The organism is Haloprofundus halobius, assembly GCF_020097835.1.
GTDB classification, from domain to species: domain Archaea; phylum Halobacteriota; class Halobacteria; order Halobacteriales; family Haloferacaceae; genus Haloprofundus; species Haloprofundus halobius.
The window spans coordinates 2,202,134-2,222,729 of the sequence record NZ_CP083666.1 but is presented as its reverse complement, the minus strand read 5'-3'; the positions used below and the strand labels follow the sequence as shown (position 1 = coordinate 2,222,729).

Genomic DNA, 20,596 nt, shown 5'->3' with positions numbered 1-20,596 from the left:
GAAAGGGTTACTCCGAACTGGATGACTGTTCGATTCGTCACCAACAGTCAGAACGGCGGTGCGAGCCTCGATTTCCGAGTCGCCGCAGAGCGCGACGCCCGACTCCGACGAACGCGACGCGACAGCGGGGCGTGCTCGCGCCACAGCCAGACGAGCGTCACCCCGACGAGCATCGCCGCTATCGTGACGACCGAGATGGTTCGACGCCGACTCGCACCGTTCGCGCTCTCTCCGAACATGGGTGTCGGTTCGTCGAACGCGACGATAGGCGTTCGGGGGGATCGACGTCGGACGGGATCGACGTCAGGCGGCCCTCCGCTCCCGGGCGGAGACGGAGTGTTTAAATTAGGGAAGGCGGGTAACGAAACGCATGGTCGAGGCGTTCGCCGTCGCCAGCGGGAAGGGCGGCACCGGGAAGACGACGAGCACGCTCGCGCTGGGGATGGCACTCGCCGCCGAACACGACGTCACCGTCGTCGACGCCGACACCGGGATGGCGAACCTGCTGTTTCACGCCGGTCTCGACGACGTGGAGGTGACGCTACACGACCTGCTCGTCGAGGAGACCGGAACCGAGGTGTCGGAGGCGACGTACGAGCGGTTCGGGATGTCGGTCGTCCCCTGCGGGACGAGTCTCGCGGCGTTCGAGGCGGCCGATCCCGCCCGCCTGCGGGACGTGGTCGCCGACCTCGCGAGCGACACCGACGTGCTCCTTCTCGACTCGCCCGCCGCGCTCGGGTCGAAGAGCGCCGTCCTCCCCATCGTCCTCGCCGACCGAATCGTCGTCGTCCTCCAACCGACGGTGCCGGCGCTCTCGGACGGCCTGAAGGTTCAGGAGTACGCGCGGTCCTACGGCACCGAGACGGCGGGCGTGCTGTTCAACAGAGTCCACGACGACGCCGGAATCGACCGCGTCGTCGACCGTGCGAGCGAGTACTTCGGCGGGCAGACGCTCGCGACAGTCCCCGACAGCGACGTGGTTCGCGCGGCCAGACGCGCGGGCGAACCGCTACTGGCGCACGCGCCGGACTCCGCCCCAGCCGCCGCCTATCGGAAAGCGGCCGGCCGAATCGACGTTCACGCGGGCGACGAGGGCGACGTGGCGGACCGCTTTCGCAGCGCCGTCGTCCCCGACACGCCATGAACGCGCTCGACGACCCCCCGGACGACCGACTCTCCATCCCTCGCGGCGACCTCGTCCGCTCTCGGGTCGTCGCCGACGTCGGAACCGCGCTCTCGACGGCGCTGGAGCGCGAACTGACCGGCTACGCCGTCCTCGAACCGCAGGACGCGCTGCTGCTCGACGGCGAGACGCGCGGCGTGCTCACGTTCGAGGCAGGGGTGCCGGCGCTGGCCTACAGCGTCGAGACGGACCGCGGCGGGACGGACGCCTTGGCCGACTTGGCCGTCCCCGGACCGTTCCGCGTCGACGTCTACGAACTCCCGGTGTCGGCGCTCTCGGAGACACACGAGACCGACGACCTCCTCGTGCCGCCGGGGTCGCCCGCGGAGACGCTGGCGGACGCGCCGGAACTCGCGGCCCGAATGCGCGACGCCGCGCCCGACGAGTGGTCACGGCGGGGCGAGGACGGCGCGAGCGCGGTGGAGGCGTTCCTCGAAGACGAGGCGAAACTCGACGCGATTCGCGAGCAGGCCCGCACCGAGGCCGAAGCCCGCGCCGAGCAGTGGGGACTGACGGAGCAGTTGGCCGACGGCGAGTCGAACGCGGACTGAACCGTGACTACCGCTCGCCCTCGAACGCGTCGAGTCGCGACGACACCATCTCGGAGACGCCGGCCATCGTGCTACCGACGTTGAGAATCTGGTAGCCCTGGTCGGCTTTCTCGTTCACGTCGTCCATCCCGAAGCCGAGACCGCCGAGGGCGACGTCGCTGTCGAGCGTCGCGTCTCGAATCGTCTCCACGCGCGCCTGCACCTCCTCGTGGTCCACCTCGCCGGGGTGGCCGGTGTCGACCGAGAGGTCGTACGGGCCGACGAAGACGAACCCCAGTTCCGGCACCGAGAGAATCTCGCCGATCTCGTCGACCGCCCGCTGGTTCTCGACGGTGACCCCGACGAAGATCTCCTCGTCCTCGGTCGCCGGGTAGTCGTCGGCGAGACCCCAGCGACTCGCCCGCGGCGCGGCCAGGCCGCGCTGGCCGGGTTCGCCGTCGTACTCGAATCGCGCGGCGCGGACCGCCTCGCGGAGTTCGGCCGCCGAGCGGACCCGCGAGAGGAAGACGTTGCGGACGCCCGCGTCCAGCACCTTCCGCATCAGCGCGGGTTCGGTGACCGGGATGCGAACCAGTAGTTCGGTGTCGGTCGCGTCGGCGGCCCGTAGCAGGTTCGAGAGCGTCGTCGCGTCCCACGGACTCGGTCCCGCGTGTTCGAGGTCGTGCCAGACGAAGTCGACGCCGAGGTCGCCGCAGAGTTCGACCACGTCGGGGTTGTACATCCCGTCGAGCACGCCGAGGGCGACGCCGCCGGAGTCGACCGTCTCTCGGAGCGCGTTCGTTCGTGAATCCGTCATCGGGGTTCGTGCTACGGCGTCGGCTATAGTTTCGCGGAACTACCAACGATAGGGACCGTCTCGAAGCGGGGAGACTCTACGAGAGCGTCCCGTTCATATCGGTGCGTCCCGTACTCCCGCCGTGACCGTTCTCCGACTCGCCGCGCTCCGAACGCCCGAGGAGTTCGCCGACTGGTACCGAATCGGGGCCGACTACGTCGTCCACGTCGCCGACGGGATGGAACTCGAACTCGGGTCGTTCCGCGAGGACGCCGCGGCGGGCGTCGACGCGATGCGAGCGGGGCGGACCGACGTCGAACCCCGAATCGCGCGCTCCATCGCGGCGACGCTTCTGGCCGACGCCGCGTTCTCCGAACCGTTCTGCGAGTGGTTGCCGCTGTGGTACGAACTCGCGTTGGCTGGACCGGTCACACTCGCGGACTACCGACTCACCCGTCTCGCACGCGCGTACGCCGGAGATCTGCCGCACGTCTCCGTTCCGCACTTCAGCACGCCGAACGACGTGCTGGTCGAGGGTCGACCGGCGCTCGAACACGTCTCGGGGTTCGCCGAGCGGTTCGTCCTCGCAGACGCGGTTCTCCATCTCGAGTGGTTCGTCCACGTCGCGCGCGAGTCGGGCGTCGACGTACCCCAAACGCTCGTTTCGCGCACGCGAGCGGAGACCGTCGCGTACTACGCGGGTCGTCGAGAGTCACTCTCGCCGGACGTTCGGCGGTTTCAGCGCCTGCTGTTCGCCGACGACGCGTGGGTTCGAGATATCGACGAGAAGTACGGACTCGACAGTACGCTGTTCGACGTCTGGGAACGGCTCCTCCGTCGTGCTCGGAGGGAGTTGGAACATTCGGACGGTTGAGCGACGTTAGTCGCAGGCCGATTCGAGCTGCGACTCCATCTCGTCGCGGCAGGCGTCGGCGTCGGGGTTCGTCACCTCGACGGTCTCGTCTCCCTCCGCGGTCGCCGATTCGACCATCTGGTACTCCGCGAAGTGGCCGTCCGGGAGGTCGACCGCCGTCGTCCCTTCGATGGTTTCGCTCTCGGCCAACCCGTAGACGTACTCCTGTTCGTAGTAGCGAGTCCCCGTCTGACAGCCCGCGTCGGCGGCGAGCACCGACAGCGACACCTGATCGAACTTCCCGTCCACTTCGACGCCCGTACAGCCCGTAAATCGAATCGCCGCGTCCGAATCCCCGCCGCGGTCGTCGTCTTCGTCGTCGCCGCCCGGTCCCGTGTACTCCTGCCCGTTGAGGTACGCGGTCCCGCCCGAGAGCTCGAAGGCGGTGATGTCGCCGGAGACGCGAAAGGCGTCGACGCCGCCGAGCACCGTGCCGCTGACCGACCCGCCGTCGACGGTGTCGCCGCCCTGAATCGACGCGTAGCTCTTCGGCGCGCCGCCGGTCATGTTCGTTTTCGCCACGTCGCCGTCGGTTTCGAAGCTGTACTCCGTCCGCGGTCCGTCGCCGACGACCGTGAGGTAGTCGTAGCTCTCGCCGACGCTGTCGGGGTCGGTCTGTGAGCCGTCGAGGTAGACAGTCGCGTCGCCCTCCACCGACAGCAGCGTCAGTTCGCCGGTGTACCGGTATGCGTCGACGCCCCCGACGACGACCCCGCTCGCGTAGCTCCCTTCGAGCGTGTCGTTGGCGTTTATCGACGCGCCGTCGACCGGCGCGCTGCCCGTCTCGGTCGTCTTCTCGACGGTTCCGTCGGACTCCAGTTCGTAGCGAACCGGCCCGGACCCGGGAGTACCCGAGACGACCACGTTTCTCCACTCAGTTTCTTGTGCGTGTACGGTCATCGTTGTCGCGGTTGCGCCGAGGGCTGTGAGACTGCCAGCGAGGAACGTCCGGCGGCTTGTATGTGTTTCCTTCATTGACTTCTTCGCTTCCGGCTAAGGCCACATTGAGTTGCATCTTAAGCTTTATTCAGCACCGAGTACTTGTGTATTTATCTGACTATCCGCCGTTCGTGAACGTTACCGTCCGGACCGGTCTCTCAACCCCGCGTTGTTTCGGCGGGGTCGGACGCAACAGCGACGAAAACGTCCGGATTGGAGCCGTCGCCGTCCCCGACAGCGGCTCTCAATCGACGACTGGAGTACGACAACGAAGTGTTACGTCTCCGTCGGTCGAACGGCCGTCATTCCGGGAACGTCTCGTCTCGACACGTGCCCGCGTCGGGGTTCGTCGCCTCGACGACTTCGCCGTCGGGGTAGACCACGGTCGCTCTCTCGGCGACTTGGTACGGGCCAAACTCACCGTCGGGGACGCTCACCGTCGTCTCCTCGGACTCGCCGTCGCCCTCGTGTTCGTACACCTGTTCCATCGGCGTCGTCGGCATGTCGTCCCGAACGAGCACTTCGATGGAGAGGTCGTCGAACGCGCCCGCGACGTGTACGGTGGTGCAGTCGACGAACTCGAGGCTTCGCTCGACGGGGAACGTCTCGTCCCGGCACGCGCCCGCGTCCGGATTCGTCGCCTCGACGGTCCGCCCGTCGTCGTAGGTGACGGTGGCGTACTCGACGACCTGGTACGGGCCGAACTCGTCGTCGGGGACGCTCACCGTCGCGTCCTCGGACTCGCCGTCGTGTTCGTACTCGTACACCTGCTCCATCGGCGTCGTCTCGGGATCGTCGTCTTCGACCAGTACCTCCAGCGACGCCGCCTCGAACGACCCCGATATCTCGACAGTCGTACAGTCGGGGAACTCGACGGTCGGTTCCGTCGCCGGGAACGTCTCGTCGCGACACGCGCCCGCGTCCGGATTCGTCGCCTCGACGGTCCGCCCGTCGCCGTAGGTGACAATTGCGTACTCGACGACCTGATACGGACCGAACTCGTCCGCCGGAACCGAGACGGTCGCTTCGGTTGCGCCGTCGTCGTTCTCGTACTCGTACACCTGCTCCATCGGCGTCGTCTCGGGGTCGTCGTCCTCGACCAGTACTTCCAGCGACGCCGCCTCGAACGACCCCGATATCTCGACGGTCGTACAGTCGGGGAACGACAGTTCGGGGGCGGCCGTCTCTCCGCCATCGTCTTCGTCACCGCCGGTGTCGTCGGCGTCGTCGGTGCCACCGGTCTCGCCTCGCCCGTCCGACGGCCCCGTGTACTCCTCGCCGTCGAGGAACGCGGTGAGTCCGTCCGCCGGATCGAACTCGGTGAGCTCGCCGTCGACGACGTACGCGTCGGTGCCGCCGAACGTCGACCCCGAGACGTCGGTGCCGTCGACGGTGTCGGCGTCGTTGAGCGACGCGGGCGGCACGTCCGCGCCGCCGGTCAGTATCGTCTTCGCGACGCTGCCGTCAGCCGAGAACGTGTACTCGCCGTCTCCCGTCATCGCGAGTACGCTCGGGGACGGGTAGTCGCCCGCGTCGATCTCCTCGCCGTCGACGTAGACGCCCGCGCCGCCCTCGACGACCAGACTGGTCAGAGAACCGGAGATGCGGTACGCGTCCGCACCGCCGTGGACGCGTCCTTCGGCGGTCGTCTCGGTGAGACGGTCGTCGTCGTTGAGCGAGGCGAATCCGTTCGGCGCGCCGCCGGTCTCCGTCGTCTTCTCGACGTCGCCGTCGACGCTGAATCGGTACTTCGCCGGACCGTCACCGGTCGCGTTGACGACCGCAAGTATCCGCGTCGACGTCCGGGCGCCCGCCCCGCCGGTCAGAACTGACAGCGAACCGAGCGTTGCTGCACTCCCCGCGAGAAACCGCCTTCGGGTCTGATTCTGTCGTGTCATGCACTTTGATTCCGACAGGACACACGGAACTGTCCGAATTTAGTATTGTCAGGCTATCTACGCGTAAGTGCATTCCAACTGGTACGTCTCGTATTCGCCGATTCGTCTGACACACGAAACCCGCTCGTCGACTGATGGTCCTTCTGCGGCGCTGACGATTCCTCGCGCGGGATCGGTAGCTGATACGTTCTCCCGACTAGGCCCGGTGATACCGTCTCTAGCGGGGCGCTACCGGACTGTTTCGAAGCCGAGCGGGGTGGTCTCTCGGCGCTTCGCTCGGGCGTTTTCTCCGCCTACTGTCTATAATCGGGGACTACGTTCTTCTCGATTGGAGGGTTCTTCCGGAGCTCCCCAAAAACAGTCAATTTAGTTATGCTTCCTGTTTATGCTTCCCACTTCAGTCGACCGAGGTCACCGTCCGGGCCGAAGATTCGCTTCGGGTGCGGTCCGTACCACCAGAGAAACAGCATCGTCTTTCGCGACTTGATGCGCTCGATGGTCCGTCTGTCGACGACATTCCGTTCGGCGCGGAGTCGGTCCCGCTTCCCGTACAGTCGGCGGTACACGTTCGCGAGCGACGAGACGCTCTTCGTGAGGAACACCACGTAGACGGAGTAGATGAGCGTCGTGAACAGGACGTACCGCCACGGGAGGTTGCGGACGGCGATGTTGATGCGATTCTCGACGAGGCGTTCTTTGGTCTCCGTGTCGGGAATTCTCCCCTCGGGCGTCTTCTTGTGGTACACCGCGACCGAGGGCGCGTAGAGGATGTCGTAGCCGGCGTCGAGCGCCCGTATCGAGAGGTCCATCTCCTCGAATCCGTAGACGAAGTTGTCGGGGTACAGTCCGGTCGTCTCGAACATCTCGCGCCGGAACGCGGTCCCCATACCGATGAAGCTCGTGGTCCGGTACTGCTCCTCCGGGGAGATGTGGAACTCCGGCGCGTCGGGCGTCTCGTCGACTTTCACCTCGCCGGTGTAGTAGTCGAGCGACTTGAACGCCAAGATTCCGACGTCCTCGTACCGCTCAAACAGTCTGAGCACTTCGTCGGTCGCGTCCTCGTCGACCATCACGGCGTCGTCGTCTATCTGGACGACGAACTCGCCGGAGGCGTGTTCGATTGCGACGTTCTTCGCGCCCGGCGCGCCCATCCGCTCCGGGTAGTGGTGGTACTGCACGCAGTCGAGGTCGAACCGACCGCCGTCCTCGAACAGTTCGGCCTCCCGCGCTCGGTCCGTCGAGTTGCTGACGACGACCACCTCGAGCGGTCGGTACTGCTGGGCGAGAACGGAGTCGACGGCGTCCGCCAGGTCGTCGGCTCTATTGAACGTCGCAACGATGTACGAGACCAGCGGACGGTCGTTCGAGTCGGTCACCGTCGACTTCCCCCGTTCGAGTGCCGCGCATGAGAAACGTCGGAACGCGTCGTCTCCGCCGCCGTGAGTTCTGCCGGCGGCGGCGACACGTTCGAGGAGTCGTTCCACGGTTGCGTCTCGTTGCCGACCATCTCCGGTTGGACCTTGACGACGCTGGCGTTCCCGTTGCTGTAGACGACGTGGTGCGTCGACGTTATCACCGTCTCGTTGGCTTTCGAGAGGTGGTCCGTCGACACGGGTTCGTCGGGGTCGACGTCGACGACGCTACGGTGGCGGAGGTAGACGTACCCCCTGTCTACCCGGTCGAGATCCAGTTGGGGGTCCCAGCGATCCTTGAGGTCGATCGTCTCGCTGGTGTAGTAGCTGTCGGGGAGTTCCGACCTGAACATCTGACTGCTGACGGAGTCGGTGAACACCGGAACCTCGTCCGAGTTGTCAGTCTGGTCCGGCGTGTACGCCTCGGTTTCCGTGATGTTGGTGTTCACGAGCAGCCAGTTCGCGCCGGCGCGCTCGTCCTCGCTGAACGCATAGTCGTGCGCCTCGGGGTTGAACGACGCCGTCTGGGCGGGGCCGGCGACCGCGAACACCATACCGGAGTTGAACGCCAGAAGCACCGCGAGAAGTACTGCGAGGACGGTCCAACTGCCCCGTCCGATCGAGGCCCGTTCCGGCGAGAAGTCGCGCGAGGAGATGGCGCTGCGGACGGTGTTGAAATCCTCGACGAGGATTCGATAGCCGAGCGGCATGAACGGCGCGAGGACGACGAGCACCAACTGGTACGCTCTGTCGGCCCAGAGGTTGATGGTGAAAAAGTACGCCGAACACAGGAAGACGAGGAGCGGGACCGCCAACGCCGTGTACTCCACGTAGTCGGGGGCCTCACCGTCCCAGATCTGGCGCAGTTGGGTGAGGGCGTGCCGGGCTAGCCCGACCGTCAGCAGTAACGAGAACACCACGTAGAGCAGGAGACGGAGGTCGTCGAGGTACGTCGACGGGCCGGCGACGTAGCTGCTGCCCGACCCCTGGACGATCCCGGTCAGAAGGAGTGTGATTATCTGGTCGCGGAGGCTTATCGGGATGGACGCGAGCGTCGAAACCAGCTCTTGTGAAGAGTAGACGTACCACGCCGTCGCTCCGCCGAGGAGAATCAGCGGGTAGCTAAACGAGAGTCCGTGGTCGAACTTGCCGACGATCCGTCGCGTCAGAAAGAGCCCGGTGACGGCGACGAGAAGCGAGATTCCGAGCACGTACGTCACCGCGTAGTGACTGTGGACAAGCCCGACTGCCAGGAGAACCGCGGCGGCTTTACTCCCGGTCGTGGCGAGCCGTGTCCGAACGTAGAGCAGCATCAGTCCGACGACGAACAGTTGCGAGACCAACTGCTTGCCGGGCGTGAAGTAAAACGAGAGGTGGTAGAACGAGATGAAGAGGCTTCCGAACAGCGCGATGTTCGAGTCGAACACTTCACGCGCGATGTAGTACATCCCGACCGGGACGAGTGCGAACAGAAGCGCGTAGGTCACCTTGAACGTCGTCGGCAGTCCGATACCGGTGAGCACCGTCACCGATACCGGGACCGACGTCATCATCGGAACGGCCATCGACGTCCCGTTTATCTCCGGACTCCACACGCCCGCGCGGCCGATGACCGACGAGACGAAGAAGGTGTTCTGGATGTCCGCTCCGACGACGTGGTCGGTCAACAGGCTCCGGTGCAGGACCATCGAGAGCGCGACCGAGAAGACGGTGAGCGGATAGAACGTCGACGGGAGGTGTCGAACCGACGCGAGAACGGCGACGAACGCGGTCGCGACGACGAACAGGAACATCCCGGCGTTGTTGCCGCTGCTGTCCATGAGGATGGTCGCGACGGCGGCGACGGTCGGCAGGAACGTGACGAGTGCGAGTACGGGCGTCGACACCCCGAAGTCGGTGTTCAGCCTCGGGAGTTCGGTGTCCGTCGAGGAGACGAGCGCGACCAGGCCCGCGACGACGAGCGAGAGCACGACCCCGAGCGGCACCAACGCCAGCGGCGCCGTCACGCCGAGAGCCGGCAAGGCGACACTCGTCGTGATCGTTACCGCCGAGAGGATGGCGAAACTCAATCCGACGGAGAGCACGACGAACGGACCGAACGAACGCACTCGAAGGTCGAGCAGGCGAATCACCAACGCACCGGGGAAGAACAGAAAGAGGAGGCTCGCGGTGAGCACTCGAACACCCGAGAAGACGGGCGTGGATGCCGAGACGAGCGTGCTTGCCCAGAAGGCGACGAGCAGACCACCGACGACGGTGACGATTGCGATCGGGCTCCACGCCACCTGCATCTCTGTTTGGGAGATATTTTGTGCCATAGGTTTGATATCCGCTCCGGTTGCGATGTCGAAGGCCGAGCGCGTCGACTCGGGCCACACGACGTGACAACCAGATATAATGGTTCTACCAGCGTGATTTACATATAATTTCTCTCACTTTGGGAGTTACGTCGTACTCGGAAGAGTTTTTCGACGACTGAACGGTCGGGGACGGCCAGCCGACTCAGCGCCAGTCGACCCGTATCCCGATGATTCGGAGCCCCGGAACGACGATCCGTCTCCGGACGTCGGGCACGACGACTGCCGCGGCGAAATAGATGGCGGTGCCGAGTCCGATCTGTCCGATCAAGAGGGAGAGTCCAGTCACGGGCAGCGCCGACTTGACCACGAGGAGAACCCCGCCCATCACCAGCGACATGACCGTGTACCACCCGATGAGCCGGTACGGAATCTGGATGGTGATGTACCGGGAGAGATAGTGGGTGTGGAGGAGCATGTTGAAGAACCACGAGATGGTGGTAGCGATAGCCGCACCGACGAACCCGATGGAGACGATGAGTATCGGGTTGAGAACCAGGTTCATACTGACGGAGACGACCGTCGCTTTCGCGGCGAGGTCAGGGCGATCTATCGCCCGGACGGTTCTGCCGACGATGTCGTTGAACGACTGAAACAGCTTCTCTATCATCAGAATTACGAGTACGAGCGAGGCGACGGTGTACTCCGGTCCGAAGATGTAGTGGAGAATCTCCGTCGAGTAGAGCATCGAGCCGACGATGGCCGGAATCGAAACGAAGACGGCGAAGCCGACAGCGTTCGAGAGGGTCTCCTCGATGAGGTCGTTCGAGGCGGTGGCGTTCCACTGGCTTATCTGCGGGAACAGCGTCAGCGAGATGGACCTGCTCACCAGGATGACGAGCAGCGTGATCTGCCACGCGATCTCGTACACGCTGACGAAATGGGCGGCGAGGAAGAATCCGATGAACGCCGAGTCCATCCACTGGTAGATTTCGCCGCCGACCGAGGTGATGGTGTCGTACTTCGAGAAGGCGAAAAGCGACTTCACCTCCACCATCGAGGGGCTCCCGATGGCGATGCTACACTTCGCGTACGCCCAAATCAGCGAGACCGCAGAACCGAGTATGAGGCCGTATACGATGCCGAGGATACCGAACCCCTGCGTGACGAGGATCACTCCGACCGCGACCCAGACGAACCGCCGGGCGAACTCGATGGGTGCGGTTTCGCCGACGCGGAGTTCGCCGCGTACCGCGCGAATGTACAGCATTCCGAGCTCTCGGAGCACCAGGGTGATTATGAGGAGTCCCGCGAGGTCGGCACCGAGGTAGTCGTTTATCCACGGTCGAAACGCGAGAATCGCCAGCGAGACGACCCCCAACAGTACCATTTTGAACGCGAGAGCGGAGCCGAGTATCGTCTCCACGTCTCCCCCCTCGCTGAGGCGCTTCTCCAGTGCTCCACGGAGACCCAGATCGGCCGGAATCGACAGAAGTCCCTGTACGGCGAAGAAGAGAAAGAAGATCCCCAACTGCGTCGAGTCGAGCGCCCGAGCGAAGAAGGTGATGGCGCCGAACATCAGGAGAGCGTTACCACTCTTCGAGAGCACCATGCTGAACGACGAGCGACCAAGGTCCATTGATTAGCTCCGTCTCGTTTTTCGCGGTTTTACTGTCGGCCCGATACTGTCCAGTCTCCGCGGCTGTGTTCGATCACTCGCCGCGTTCGACTGTCGACCACCGCTGTCCGTCCACACAGATTACCGACCTCTCGATAGCGTGTCGACGACACCTCGAACAAAGCGGTGCGGAGTGTCGATGCTCAGGAGGCCAAAGTGGGTATCGCGCCTCCGCTCGATTTTCGTCTCCGTCTCCGGTTCGACGACCGATTCGAGGTCTCTCGACTCGACTCGCCCCTCGCAGGTGCCCGATTCGTGGCAGTCGACGCACCTCTCGGCCAGAATCGGGCAACGTTGCTTGGCGATGAGTTTGCGGCCCCAGTCGCCGACTGCGTCGAGCGTCTCGGTTTTCGGTGTCGGCACCCCGCTCCCCTCGGCGACCTCAGAGCGGCACTTCGAGAGGTTGTACGCGTCCATCTCCCGTGTCGGACCGACCTTCCGAACGTCGAAACGAGGCGCGACCGCGGGCGGCGCGTTCTCGTACGCCGGGAAGTCGTCGTTCGGCAACGGTATCGGTGGGGTCTCGTCGCAGCTTCGGGAGGCGAACGCCGACACGTCGTCGTGTTCGGAGGCGACGATGGCGTGGTCGTTCTGTGACCCGAGAGACCGAACACACGCGACTGCGTTCGTCGAAAAGCTAGTCGGGGCGCCGACCGAATCCCAGAGGCCGGTAGTTGCTATCATTAGTGTGGATACTCCAAATGCTGTGGATAGACACGAACTGACAGCTAATTAATATATGTTCGCGAGGTCGGAACAGTCACTCCATCTGATTCGTCGGTTCCGTCGCCGCCACCGGTGTCCGAGCCTTCACGAACGACCCCTATCCTCACCGAACGAACGGCGCAAGCCGTGAGCGAGTAGGGTGGAGGTAGTTCACCCGCTTCGTCCGACCTCGCTTTCTGACGCGCGGAGGAAACGCCCGTACGCCCGTTCCAGCAGCGATTTGAGTGCCAGCGGCCCCGGTGCGCCGTCGAGAACCCACAGCGCGGTGACGGCGAGAACGAGGCCGACCTCGGGGCTGGAGATACTCGACACACTCAACATCGAGAGGTGGTACAGAAAACCGTACTCGACGCCGTAGTCGGTGTAGGTCAGCGGGTAAAGCAGAAACGCCAGTTCCCAGTACTCTCCGCTGAGCAACGAGTACAGCGAATCGCCGAGCAGATGCGAAGCGTACCCGACTCCGAAGGCCACGGCGAGTTCTCGCTTTCCGCGTCGGCGAGCGTAGACGTAGACGGCGGCGACGACGAACACCATCGTGAACGCCGAGTGGGTGAGCGAGCGACCGCTCGGGAGCAACCGAAGCGTCCACGCCAACGGTTTGTCGACCAAGTCCGGAAACTGGGTGCCGAACGCGAGCGCGAGCGTCGCGACGCCGCTCGGCGGACTGCCCGCGTCGAGACGCGACCACAGCGAGTAACAGACGTATCCGAACGCGAGGTGTCCCCAAGGCCACATACGTAGTCGAGTCGCTCGACAGTGTTAGCTGTTCGGTAGTTCCCGGAACGCAATCTATCCGAGAACATATCATATTCTAAATGTAGGATCCACATCTTTCCATATCAGATTACTTTCCTGAATTTATCTGTAGTGGCCGTCCAATCACTACTGATTCGAACGGAGGGGCACAGAAAACTGCGTGACATCTCCTGCCCGTTCCGTACGAGGCGAGTACTGTTCGAATTCATAGAATAATTGGCTATTCTAGATAATTGTATCTAGACTGTTAACGCCGGTTTTAGTCACTTTATGAGCCACAATACCTTTATACAGACATATCGTATTTCAGATAAGCTCGGACTGTGGTGGTCTTTTTTATTAGTTATATCCTAACTAATATTATTCTCCACAATAAGTTGTTTTCTAGACTAGATACACTAGGTGGAGTAATCTAGTAACACGAGGCAAACACTTTCTCAAAGAAAAGAACTATTAATACCCAGGATATTCTCGAATCCGTACGCATGGCACGCGAACAACTGTCAGACGACACGTACAGTAGCGAAGACTCGGACGACAGCAAGCTTATCGACCGGCGGGGCTACCTCAAACTCACGGGCGCGAGCGCCGCCTTGCTCGGCGGACTCGGCGCCAGCACGAGTGGTGTTGCAGACGTGAGCGAGGGAGGCCCGTCGAACCAGAACGAGTGGACGCTCGCCTTCGAGGACACCTTCGACAGCGGGTCGCTCGACACCTCGAACTGGGGAGTCGGATTCGGATGGGGCATGGAGACTGACGCCTCGCCGGAGAGCATCTCAGAGGAGTACGTTAACGTCACCGACGGTCAGCTTCGAATAGGGGCGTCGCCCGACAACGGCATCGAAGCGGGCGCGGTGAACACGAAGGGGCTGCAGACGTTCGGCCCCGGCAGCTACTGGGAGGCGAAGATTCGGTTCCCCAAGCGCGTCGGCTTCCTGCCGGCGTTCTGGGCGAAGCCGGACAGCGAGGACTGGCCGCCCGAGATCGACTTCGTCGAACTGTTCCAGACGGACGGTTCGTCGGACGACTACACGCAGTCGCACCACCACATCCACTACTCGTCGGACACGGAACCGAACGGTCCGCACGAGGACGACGGGGCCAGCTACGACGTGGGGAACGACCTCTGCGAGAACTTCCACGTCTACGGCTGCGAGTGGCAGGAGGACGCGATTCGACACTACGTCGACGGTCAACTCGTCGCGGAGCGCACCGCCGACACCATCGTCGAGTCCTGCAACAACGGCGCGCCGTTCTACATGATGCTCTCCATCCACATCGACCGCGTCGGAACGACCGACAAGTCGGAGAACTGGGACGAGGAGATGGCGGTCGACTGGGTCCGCGTCTGGGAGTACGGCAACGACGGCGAGTCGAGCAGCGGATCATCGAACGAGTCAAGCGACGGCGACGACACCGAAGAGACGTCCGAAGACGTCGACGGACCGTTCACTATCGCTCACATCCCCGACACGCAGAAGTACGTCTTTAGCGGTGATGGCGTCGATATCGCCCGCTCGCAGACGGAGTGGATAGTCGATAACGCCGACAGCGAGTCCATCGCCTTCGCCACCCACGTCGGTGACGTAGTCGAGAACGGGGACTCACAGAGCGAGTACGAGGACTTAGACGGTGTGTTGAGTGTTCTCGACGGGGAACTCCCCTACTCCGTCTGTAACGGGAACCACGACTGGGAACCTTACGGAGACCGGAGCGGAGAGTCGCTCTATCCCGAATACTTCGGCGAGTCTCGGTACAGCGACTACTCGTGGTACGGTGGTTCTCACGAAGATTTCAGCCACTACCAGATCTTCGAGGCCGGCGGCCGCGAGTGGCTGAACATCGCGCTCGAATGGGAGGGTGCACCGTCCCGAGGGGCGTTAGAGTGGGCACAGAGCGTCGTCGACGACCACTCGGGTCTGCCGACGATTGTCTCTACGCACGAATACCTCACCGATATCCCCGGGCAGACGGGTCGAAAAACGTGGGAAGACGAAGAGAACGAGGACGGGTATTCGGGCGAAGAGATTTGGGAGGACTTCGTCTCACAGAACGACCAGATCGTGATGGTCCTCTGTGGACACGAATACGACGGCGACGACCCGGACGAAGCGGGCGAGTACCACCAAGTCAGCCAAAACGACGCGGGGAACGACGTGCTCGAAATGCTCGCGAACTACCAGACCCGTGACAACGGAGGGAACGGATGGCTCCGCCTTCTCGGATTGGAGGAGTCCGCCGATACGCTCACCGTCGAAGCCACGACCTACTCGCCGCATCTCGACGAGTATCAGACCGATGAAGGCAGTCAGTGGTCGGTAGACCTGAATATCGACGGGCGTTTCTCCGGTGGAAACACGGGAGACTCTTCGGAAGACTCCTCACAGGACTCCTCGGGAGGTTCCTCGCAGGACTCTTCGGAAGACTCCTCGCAGGACTCTTCGGAAGACTCCTCGCAGGACTCCTCGGAAGGCTCCTCGCAGGACTCTTCGCAGGACGCACCGTCTCCCGACGAACACTTCATCTGGATTCGTGCCGATTCGGACGGAACGGGAGAGTTCGAGTTTACCGTCGACGGCGCTGTTGTGAAGCAGGAACTCTCTAACCCCGCGTCGAACGACTACAGCGTCTCGTCCGACTACACGACCGCACGCGGGACCGCTGACTCGCAGAACGGTCAACTCCCCGGATTCTACTGCGATGGCGAAATCACGTCGTTCGACTACTCCGGGAGTCTGGAGATTTACCTCGACAACGAGTACGTCGAACCCGACGAACTGGTCGAATCGGGAGACGACGGGAGAGGCGACACCGACGGCGAGGACGGCGACGACGAGGAGTCGGGTTCGTCGCTGCCGAACACGCTCACCGTCGACGGCAGCGGTTCCTCGGGGACGACCAACTACGAGTTCTCCGTCAGCGGAGCGCTCGAAGCCGACAGCGGTGCGAGCGACGAGGCGTCTATCTCGGACGGCTCCGCCAGCGGATCCGTGAGCGACGGTCAGGCCGTCTTCGGCTTCGAGGGCGAACTCGAAGGGCTCTCGCTCGACGGTGACGCGACTGTCACGCTCGACGGGCAACCAGTCCAGTTGTTCCGCGTCCAGCGCGCGGCCGACAGCGACGGCCTCGTCAAGTACATGGTCGAGTCGACGGGGAGACTTCTGAAGGCGGACGTGCCTCGCTCGTCCATCAACCCGGACGACGAGGTAAACGGCGGCAAAGTCTTCGGTAAGGTCGTCAGCGGAACCGACGCCTACTGGCTCGTCGGGGGCGAAATCACCGACGTCTCGACGTTCGGCGGCGACGTCGTCACGACGCTCGACGGCACCGAGACCGACTTCGCCAACTGAGGTCGGACTCGGGCCCGAGCGCCCACAGCAGACTGCCACGCCGCGTTTCTTTTGTTCTCGTCATCGCTCCCACGCTCTGATGCGTTCTATTTCGTACGTCGACGGCAGGTATTCCGAACTCGGATACCCCAGGAAGTCGGCTCCGAGGCCGAAGTTCAAGATGAGGTGCATGTGCTCGAATTTGATGTAGTCGCCGGTGTAGCGGAACCGCTCCTCGCCATCGATGTACCAGACGATGCGTTCGGGCGGGTCCCAGTCGACGCTGAACTCGTGGAAACCGTCGCTGTAGTCGCCCCCGTCGTACGAGTCGTACACCCTCTCGATCTCGTTGTCCTCTCCGTTGTAGTGGTAACTCATGTACGCCTTCGGGTCATCGCCGAAGAACTCGAAGATGTCCACCTCCGGCGGCCAAACCGACGCCGACGTGAGCCAAAACGCGGGCCACGACCCCGGGAACCGTGGCGGCACCTTCATCACGCCCTCGAAGTAACCGGGGCCGAAAATCCAATCCGCCGCGACGACGCCCGTCGTGTACGACATCTCCTCTCGTGGTTTGTCCTCCGCCAGGAGTACGAGTTTACCGTCTTCGACGTACGCGTTCTCGTCGGCGGCGTAGGCGTCGAAGTTGTGCGTCCGCGTGTCCCACGGGAACTTCGTCATCCACTTCGAGCGGTCGAGCGAGTCGCCCTCGAACCAGTCCTCGAAGACGAGCGTCATGTCGGAGGTGTCGACTGGTCGGTTCTGCGGCGCGGTCGGCGGAGGCTCCTGTTGGTCGGTCCGGTTTCGAGTGGCGGAGAGCCCACCGTTCCCGGCGGTGACACATCCGGCCCCGAACTGAGTGGCCGCTATCGCACCCGACTGCAGGAGCCGGCGGCGCGACAGTCGCTTCGATGGAGTCCTCCTCGGGCTCATCCCTCGATCACCGGCGAATCGGCCGTCTGCGTCCGCTCGGCGAGTCGCTCGTACAGTTCGAGGTGACGTTCGGCGATGCTGCTCCAGGAGAGTCGCTGGGCCATCTTCAGACTGTTCTGCCGCATCGACTCGCGCAGTTCGTCGTCCGTCAGTATCTTCACGATGGCCGCCGCCAGTCGCTCGGGGTCCTCCGGCGGCACGACCAACCCCGCGCCCGTCTCCTGAACCTGTTCTTTGAACTCCCCGGCCGTCGACGCGACGATGGGATTGCCGAACGAGAACGCCGTCGACACCGCGCCGCTGTGTCCCTTCGTCCCGCCCTGACTGCGGTACGGGGCGACGACGATTCCGGCGCGGCCGAACAGGTGTTTCACCTCGGCGTTCGGCAGGTAGTAGTTGTGCACCTCGACGTTCTCGGGGTGCGCGTTTCGCACTCGCTTCAGTTTACGCGGCAGGTGACCCTCCCCGGCGACCATCAGCTTCACGTCCGGCACTTCGCGCTTGACGAGCGGGAGCGCCTCCGCGAGCGTGTCGAGTCCCTTCGGCGGAACGATGTTGCCGAAGAACAGCAAACTGTTGGGCTCGTTTTCGACTTCCACGTCCTCGTGGGTGCCGAACACCGCGTACGCGCCGTGGGGGATGACTTCGATGATGTCGGCGTCGACGCCCTGTCTCTCCAGAGCGGCTTTCTGCCTCTTCGAGTGGACGACGTACTGCGACTCGTGGACGTTCGGCAGCGCGGCGTTCAACAGCTCCTCGACCAGCACCGGCGGTCGCGAGAGCGAGAACCGACTGACGGGCACCTCGTGACGGGTGACGACAAACGGCCACCGCCGTCCGATGTTCTGCAGTCCGGCGTACAGTTTCATCTGGGGGAACAGATCCGTCGTGTCGTGGACGACGTCGGGGTCGAGTTCGTCGAGGAGTTCGAGGTTGGCGTACGAACGAACCCCGCGGACGAAGTCGAGCGGGTTGACGTCGAAACTGTAGAGCTTCGGCATCGAGACGCTGATGGCCTCGAAGGCGTCGACGACGTCGACGCTGTCGGCGAAGAGGTCGTCGGCGCTGGTCTCTTTGGGCTTCAACACCGTGACGTCGGCGTGTTTCGAGACGGCGTTGGCGAGTTCGGCGGTGTAATGGGGGAGTCCGCCGGTGCTCTGCCCGACGACGTACGCGACGTGCAGCGTCACAGGCTTATCTCCTTTCGAATCCGCGGGCCGACGTACTGTGTCACCGGAATCGGCAGTCGCTGCCAGACCTCCTTGGCCCGGTCGTACGTGTCGTCGTCGGGGTGCGGCAGGTCGCCGGTACCGGTCGGGAAGTAATGGTAGTCGTCGTACCACGTCTTCCGCCCGCCGAAGCTCTTCTTGAACAGGTAGACGCCCGTGCCTTCGCGGGTCCGGCCGAACTCGTAGGTGTCGTGGCCCGCCTCGCTAGCGCGTTCGAGCGACTTCCAGAGCGCGAGACTTCCCCCGTTCAGGTCGCGGTACTCGTAGTCGTTGACGACGCCCCACTGGTGGACGGTCGACCCGAGCGAGAAGTCCAGAATCGCGTTTATCAACTCGCCCTCGTACTCGACCATCCCGAGGTGGACGTTGTCGTCGCCGAGGCCCTCCCAGATGGTTCGGTGAAATCCGAACGAGTGCGGCGGCGTCCCGTGTCCGCGCATCGACCGCAGCGACAACTCGTAGTACGCTTCGAGGTCTGCCAGCGTCTCGCCGGTTCGGTAGGTGAGTCCGGCGTCCTCGGCCTGTGCGACCTGGCGCTGTCGGCTGTCTTTGATGCCCTCCCAGACGCCCTCCGTCGACTCCAGCGGAATCTGGAACGTGACGAACCGGTTTTTGTGCTCGAACCCCGGCATCTCGGTGACCCGACTTCCGCGGAGGCTGACGAACTCGACGCCGAGCGCGTCCGCCAGCGCCCGGGTCCGTTCGAGGAGGCGGTCGACGGCGCGGTCGGTGGCGGCGTCCGAATCACCGTCGCGGAGCAACACCGACCCGCGCTCGCCGTACGGCGGCGAGACGAGTTTCGAGCCGAACAGCCTGCTCGTCATGTGGACGAGCGGGAGGCCGGCGACGATGTCGCCGTCCTCGCGGGCGACGAGATACCACCGGTCGTGGCCGTACGCCTCGGCGGCGTCGCCCCACGCCCACAGCGCGAACGGCGGCCCGTCGGCGCGTTCGACGAAGCGATCCCACGCCGTAGAATCGGCGCAGCGTTCGATAGTCGGTTCCTCGCTCGTCGAACGTGTGGTTCGTGAGTCGCTCATGCGGATTCTCCGGTCGTGGTCGCTTCGCGCGGTTCCGCCCAGTCGCGAGCGTCGAGTTCGTCGCGTATCGTTCCGAACTCGAACGTCCGCAGCAACCGCTCCAGTTTCTCGACGGTGCGTTCGATGCCGTGGAAGCTGACGAACCGCTTCGGCAGCGACGGCTCCGGCGTCGCCACGGCGGGGTTGAACTCCCAGGGATGGAAGTAGATCGTCGCCGGAATGCCCCGGCGGTTGAGACTGCGGATGCCCCACTCGACGACGCGAGTCGGCAGCAGGCGCGCGTAGAACCCGCCGGCGACGGGGAGTCTGACGGACGTATCCGTGACCGCCAGCGGATACTCGACGAGTCCGGTCGTCGGCGTGTTCGCCTTCGGCGGCCGAAACGGCGCGTTCTCCGGGACTCGATACGGTCGAAGCGGCGCGTTCGAGACGCCGTACATCGGCGTCCGCATCGGGAACACGCTCGAATCGTATCGGTAGCCGCTGTCTTCGAGAACCTTGAACGCCCACTCTGTCTGGCGCGTTATCGAGAAGTTCGGCGCGCGAAAGCCGCGGGGACGCCGACCGCAGGCCCGCTCTATCGCGTCCGCCGACGCCGCCAGTTCGCGCTCGAAGGTGTCGGGCGTCAGGTCGAAAAGCGGCGTGTGCGTCTGTCCGTGGGAGGCGACTTCGTGCCCGTCGTCGGCGATTCGTCCGACGAGAGACGGGAACTGCTCGGCGACTTCGCCGACGACGAAGAACGTCGCACGGACGTCGTAGCGGTTGAGAACGTCGAGAACGATGTCGGTCGACTCGGCGATTCGGTCCTCCGGGTCCTCGACGCTGTCGGCGAGCAACGTCGCCGAATACCAGTGTTCGACGTCGAAACTGAGTACGTTCGTTAGTTGGTGATGTGACACTGTTCTGAGGTGGTGTCTGCGTACAACCACATTGTTAG

General features: G+C 63.8%; 17 protein-coding genes. 4 read left to right on the top strand and 13 right to left on the bottom strand.

Translation table 11 applies throughout. From position 1 onward, the window contains the following. Positions 1-47: 47 nt before the first annotated feature. Positions 48-239: a hypothetical protein gene (locus tag LAQ74_RS11610; RefSeq protein ID WP_224332708.1), complete on the bottom strand. Its 192-nt coding sequence runs from the start codon at positions 237-239 to the stop codon at positions 48-50. Between the two features lie 131 nt (positions 240-370). On the opposite strand from LAQ74_RS11610, the gene LAQ74_RS11605 reads away from it, so the two are divergent. Together LAQ74_RS11605 and LAQ74_RS11600 are read left to right on the top strand one after the other, a co-directional pair. Continuing rightward, entirely contained in the window at positions 371-1,144 is a 774-nt protein-coding gene (locus tag LAQ74_RS11605) for a nucleotide-binding protein (protein WP_224332707.1), read from the top strand. Next, the gene (locus tag LAQ74_RS11600) at positions 1,141-1,734 is read left to right on the top strand and encodes a DUF8054 family protein (RefSeq protein ID WP_224332706.1); all 594 of its coding nucleotides are present in this window, start codon (positions 1,141-1,143) and stop codon (positions 1,732-1,734) included. The genes LAQ74_RS11605 and LAQ74_RS11600 overlap by 4 nt, the downstream gene beginning before the upstream one ends. Before the next feature lie 7 nt (positions 1,735-1,741). Here the strand turns inward: LAQ74_RS11600 and LAQ74_RS11595 are convergent, their stop codons facing one another. Beyond that, complete coding sequence (locus LAQ74_RS11595) at positions 1,742-2,530, bottom strand: HpcH/HpaI aldolase family protein (protein WP_224332705.1); 789 nt, start codon at positions 2,528-2,530, stop codon at positions 1,742-1,744. 121 nt (positions 2,531-2,651) lie between these two features. On the opposite strand from LAQ74_RS11595, the gene LAQ74_RS11590 reads away from it, so the two are divergent. After that, positions 2,652-3,383, top strand: coding sequence for a DUF8116 family protein (locus LAQ74_RS11590; protein ID WP_224332704.1), 732 nt, complete (start codon positions 2,652-2,654; stop codon positions 3,381-3,383). Positions 3,384-3,389: 6 nt separating this feature from the next. Here LAQ74_RS11590 and LAQ74_RS11585 read toward each other — a convergent pair whose 3' ends face one another. The 7 genes from LAQ74_RS11585 to LAQ74_RS11555 form a co-directional block, all read right to left on the bottom strand. Further along, positions 3,390-4,322, bottom strand: coding sequence for a hypothetical protein (locus LAQ74_RS11585; RefSeq protein WP_224332703.1), 933 nt, complete (start codon positions 4,320-4,322; stop codon positions 3,390-3,392). A gap of 341 nt (positions 4,323-4,663) precedes the next feature. Next, a complete protein-coding gene (locus LAQ74_RS11580; protein WP_224332702.1) occupies positions 4,664-6,259 on the bottom strand; it encodes a hypothetical protein in 1,596 nt (531 codons plus the stop codon). 383 nt (positions 6,260-6,642) lie between these two features. Then, positions 6,643-7,635, bottom strand: a complete 993-nt coding sequence (locus tag LAQ74_RS11575) for a glycosyltransferase family 2 protein (protein ID WP_224332701.1) — start codon at positions 7,633-7,635, stop codon at positions 6,643-6,645. Then, the gene (locus tag LAQ74_RS11570; protein WP_224332700.1) at positions 7,632-9,989 is read right to left on the bottom strand and encodes a DUF2206 domain-containing protein; all 2,358 of its coding nucleotides are present in this window, start codon (positions 9,987-9,989) and stop codon (positions 7,632-7,634) included. The genes LAQ74_RS11575 and LAQ74_RS11570 overlap by 4 nt, the downstream gene beginning before the upstream one ends. A 184-nt stretch (positions 9,990-10,173) precedes the next feature. After that, the gene (locus LAQ74_RS11565) at positions 10,174-11,607 is read right to left on the bottom strand and encodes a flippase (protein ID WP_224332699.1); all 1,434 of its coding nucleotides are present in this window, start codon (positions 11,605-11,607) and stop codon (positions 10,174-10,176) included. Between the two features lie 120 nt (positions 11,608-11,727). Then, the gene (locus LAQ74_RS11560; RefSeq protein WP_224332698.1) at positions 11,728-12,330 is read right to left on the bottom strand and encodes a hypothetical protein; all 603 of its coding nucleotides are present in this window, start codon (positions 12,328-12,330) and stop codon (positions 11,728-11,730) included. 192 nt (positions 12,331-12,522) lie between these two features. Further along, a complete protein-coding gene (locus tag LAQ74_RS11555; RefSeq protein ID WP_224332697.1) occupies positions 12,523-13,107 on the bottom strand; it encodes a metal-dependent hydrolase in 585 nt (194 codons plus the stop codon). A gap of 506 nt (positions 13,108-13,613) precedes the next feature. Between LAQ74_RS11555 and LAQ74_RS11550 the strand changes: the two genes are divergently transcribed. Next, on the top strand, positions 13,614-16,478 hold the full coding sequence (locus tag LAQ74_RS11550; protein WP_224332696.1) for a family 16 glycosylhydrolase: 2,865 nt from the start codon (positions 13,614-13,616) through the stop codon (positions 16,476-16,478). A gap of 60 nt (positions 16,479-16,538) precedes the next feature. Here LAQ74_RS11550 and LAQ74_RS11545 read toward each other — a convergent pair whose 3' ends face one another. The 4 genes from LAQ74_RS11545 to LAQ74_RS11530 are packed head-to-tail and all read right to left on the bottom strand — an operon-like array spanning position 16,539 to position 20,558. Continuing rightward, positions 16,539-17,390 (bottom strand): glycoside hydrolase family 16 protein, encoded by an 852-nt coding sequence (locus LAQ74_RS11545; protein WP_224332695.1) that lies wholly within the window; start codon positions 17,388-17,390, stop codon positions 16,539-16,541. After that, positions 17,387-18,580 carry a glycosyltransferase family 4 protein gene (locus LAQ74_RS11540; protein WP_224332694.1) on the bottom strand — a complete coding sequence of 398 codons (1,194 nt, stop codon included), beginning with the start codon at positions 18,578-18,580 and terminating at the stop codon, positions 17,387-17,389. Before LAQ74_RS11540 ends, LAQ74_RS11545 begins: the two co-directional genes overlap by 4 nt. After that, on the bottom strand, positions 18,577-19,659 hold the full coding sequence (locus tag LAQ74_RS11535) for a GNAT family N-acetyltransferase (protein ID WP_224332693.1): 1,083 nt from the start codon (positions 19,657-19,659) through the stop codon (positions 18,577-18,579). Before LAQ74_RS11535 ends, LAQ74_RS11540 begins: the two co-directional genes overlap by 4 nt. Further along, positions 19,656-20,558: a polysaccharide deacetylase family protein gene (locus tag LAQ74_RS11530; RefSeq protein WP_224332692.1), complete on the bottom strand. Its 903-nt coding sequence runs from the start codon at positions 20,556-20,558 to the stop codon at positions 19,656-19,658. Before LAQ74_RS11530 ends, LAQ74_RS11535 begins: the two co-directional genes overlap by 4 nt. Positions 20,559-20,596: the final 38 nt, after the last annotated feature.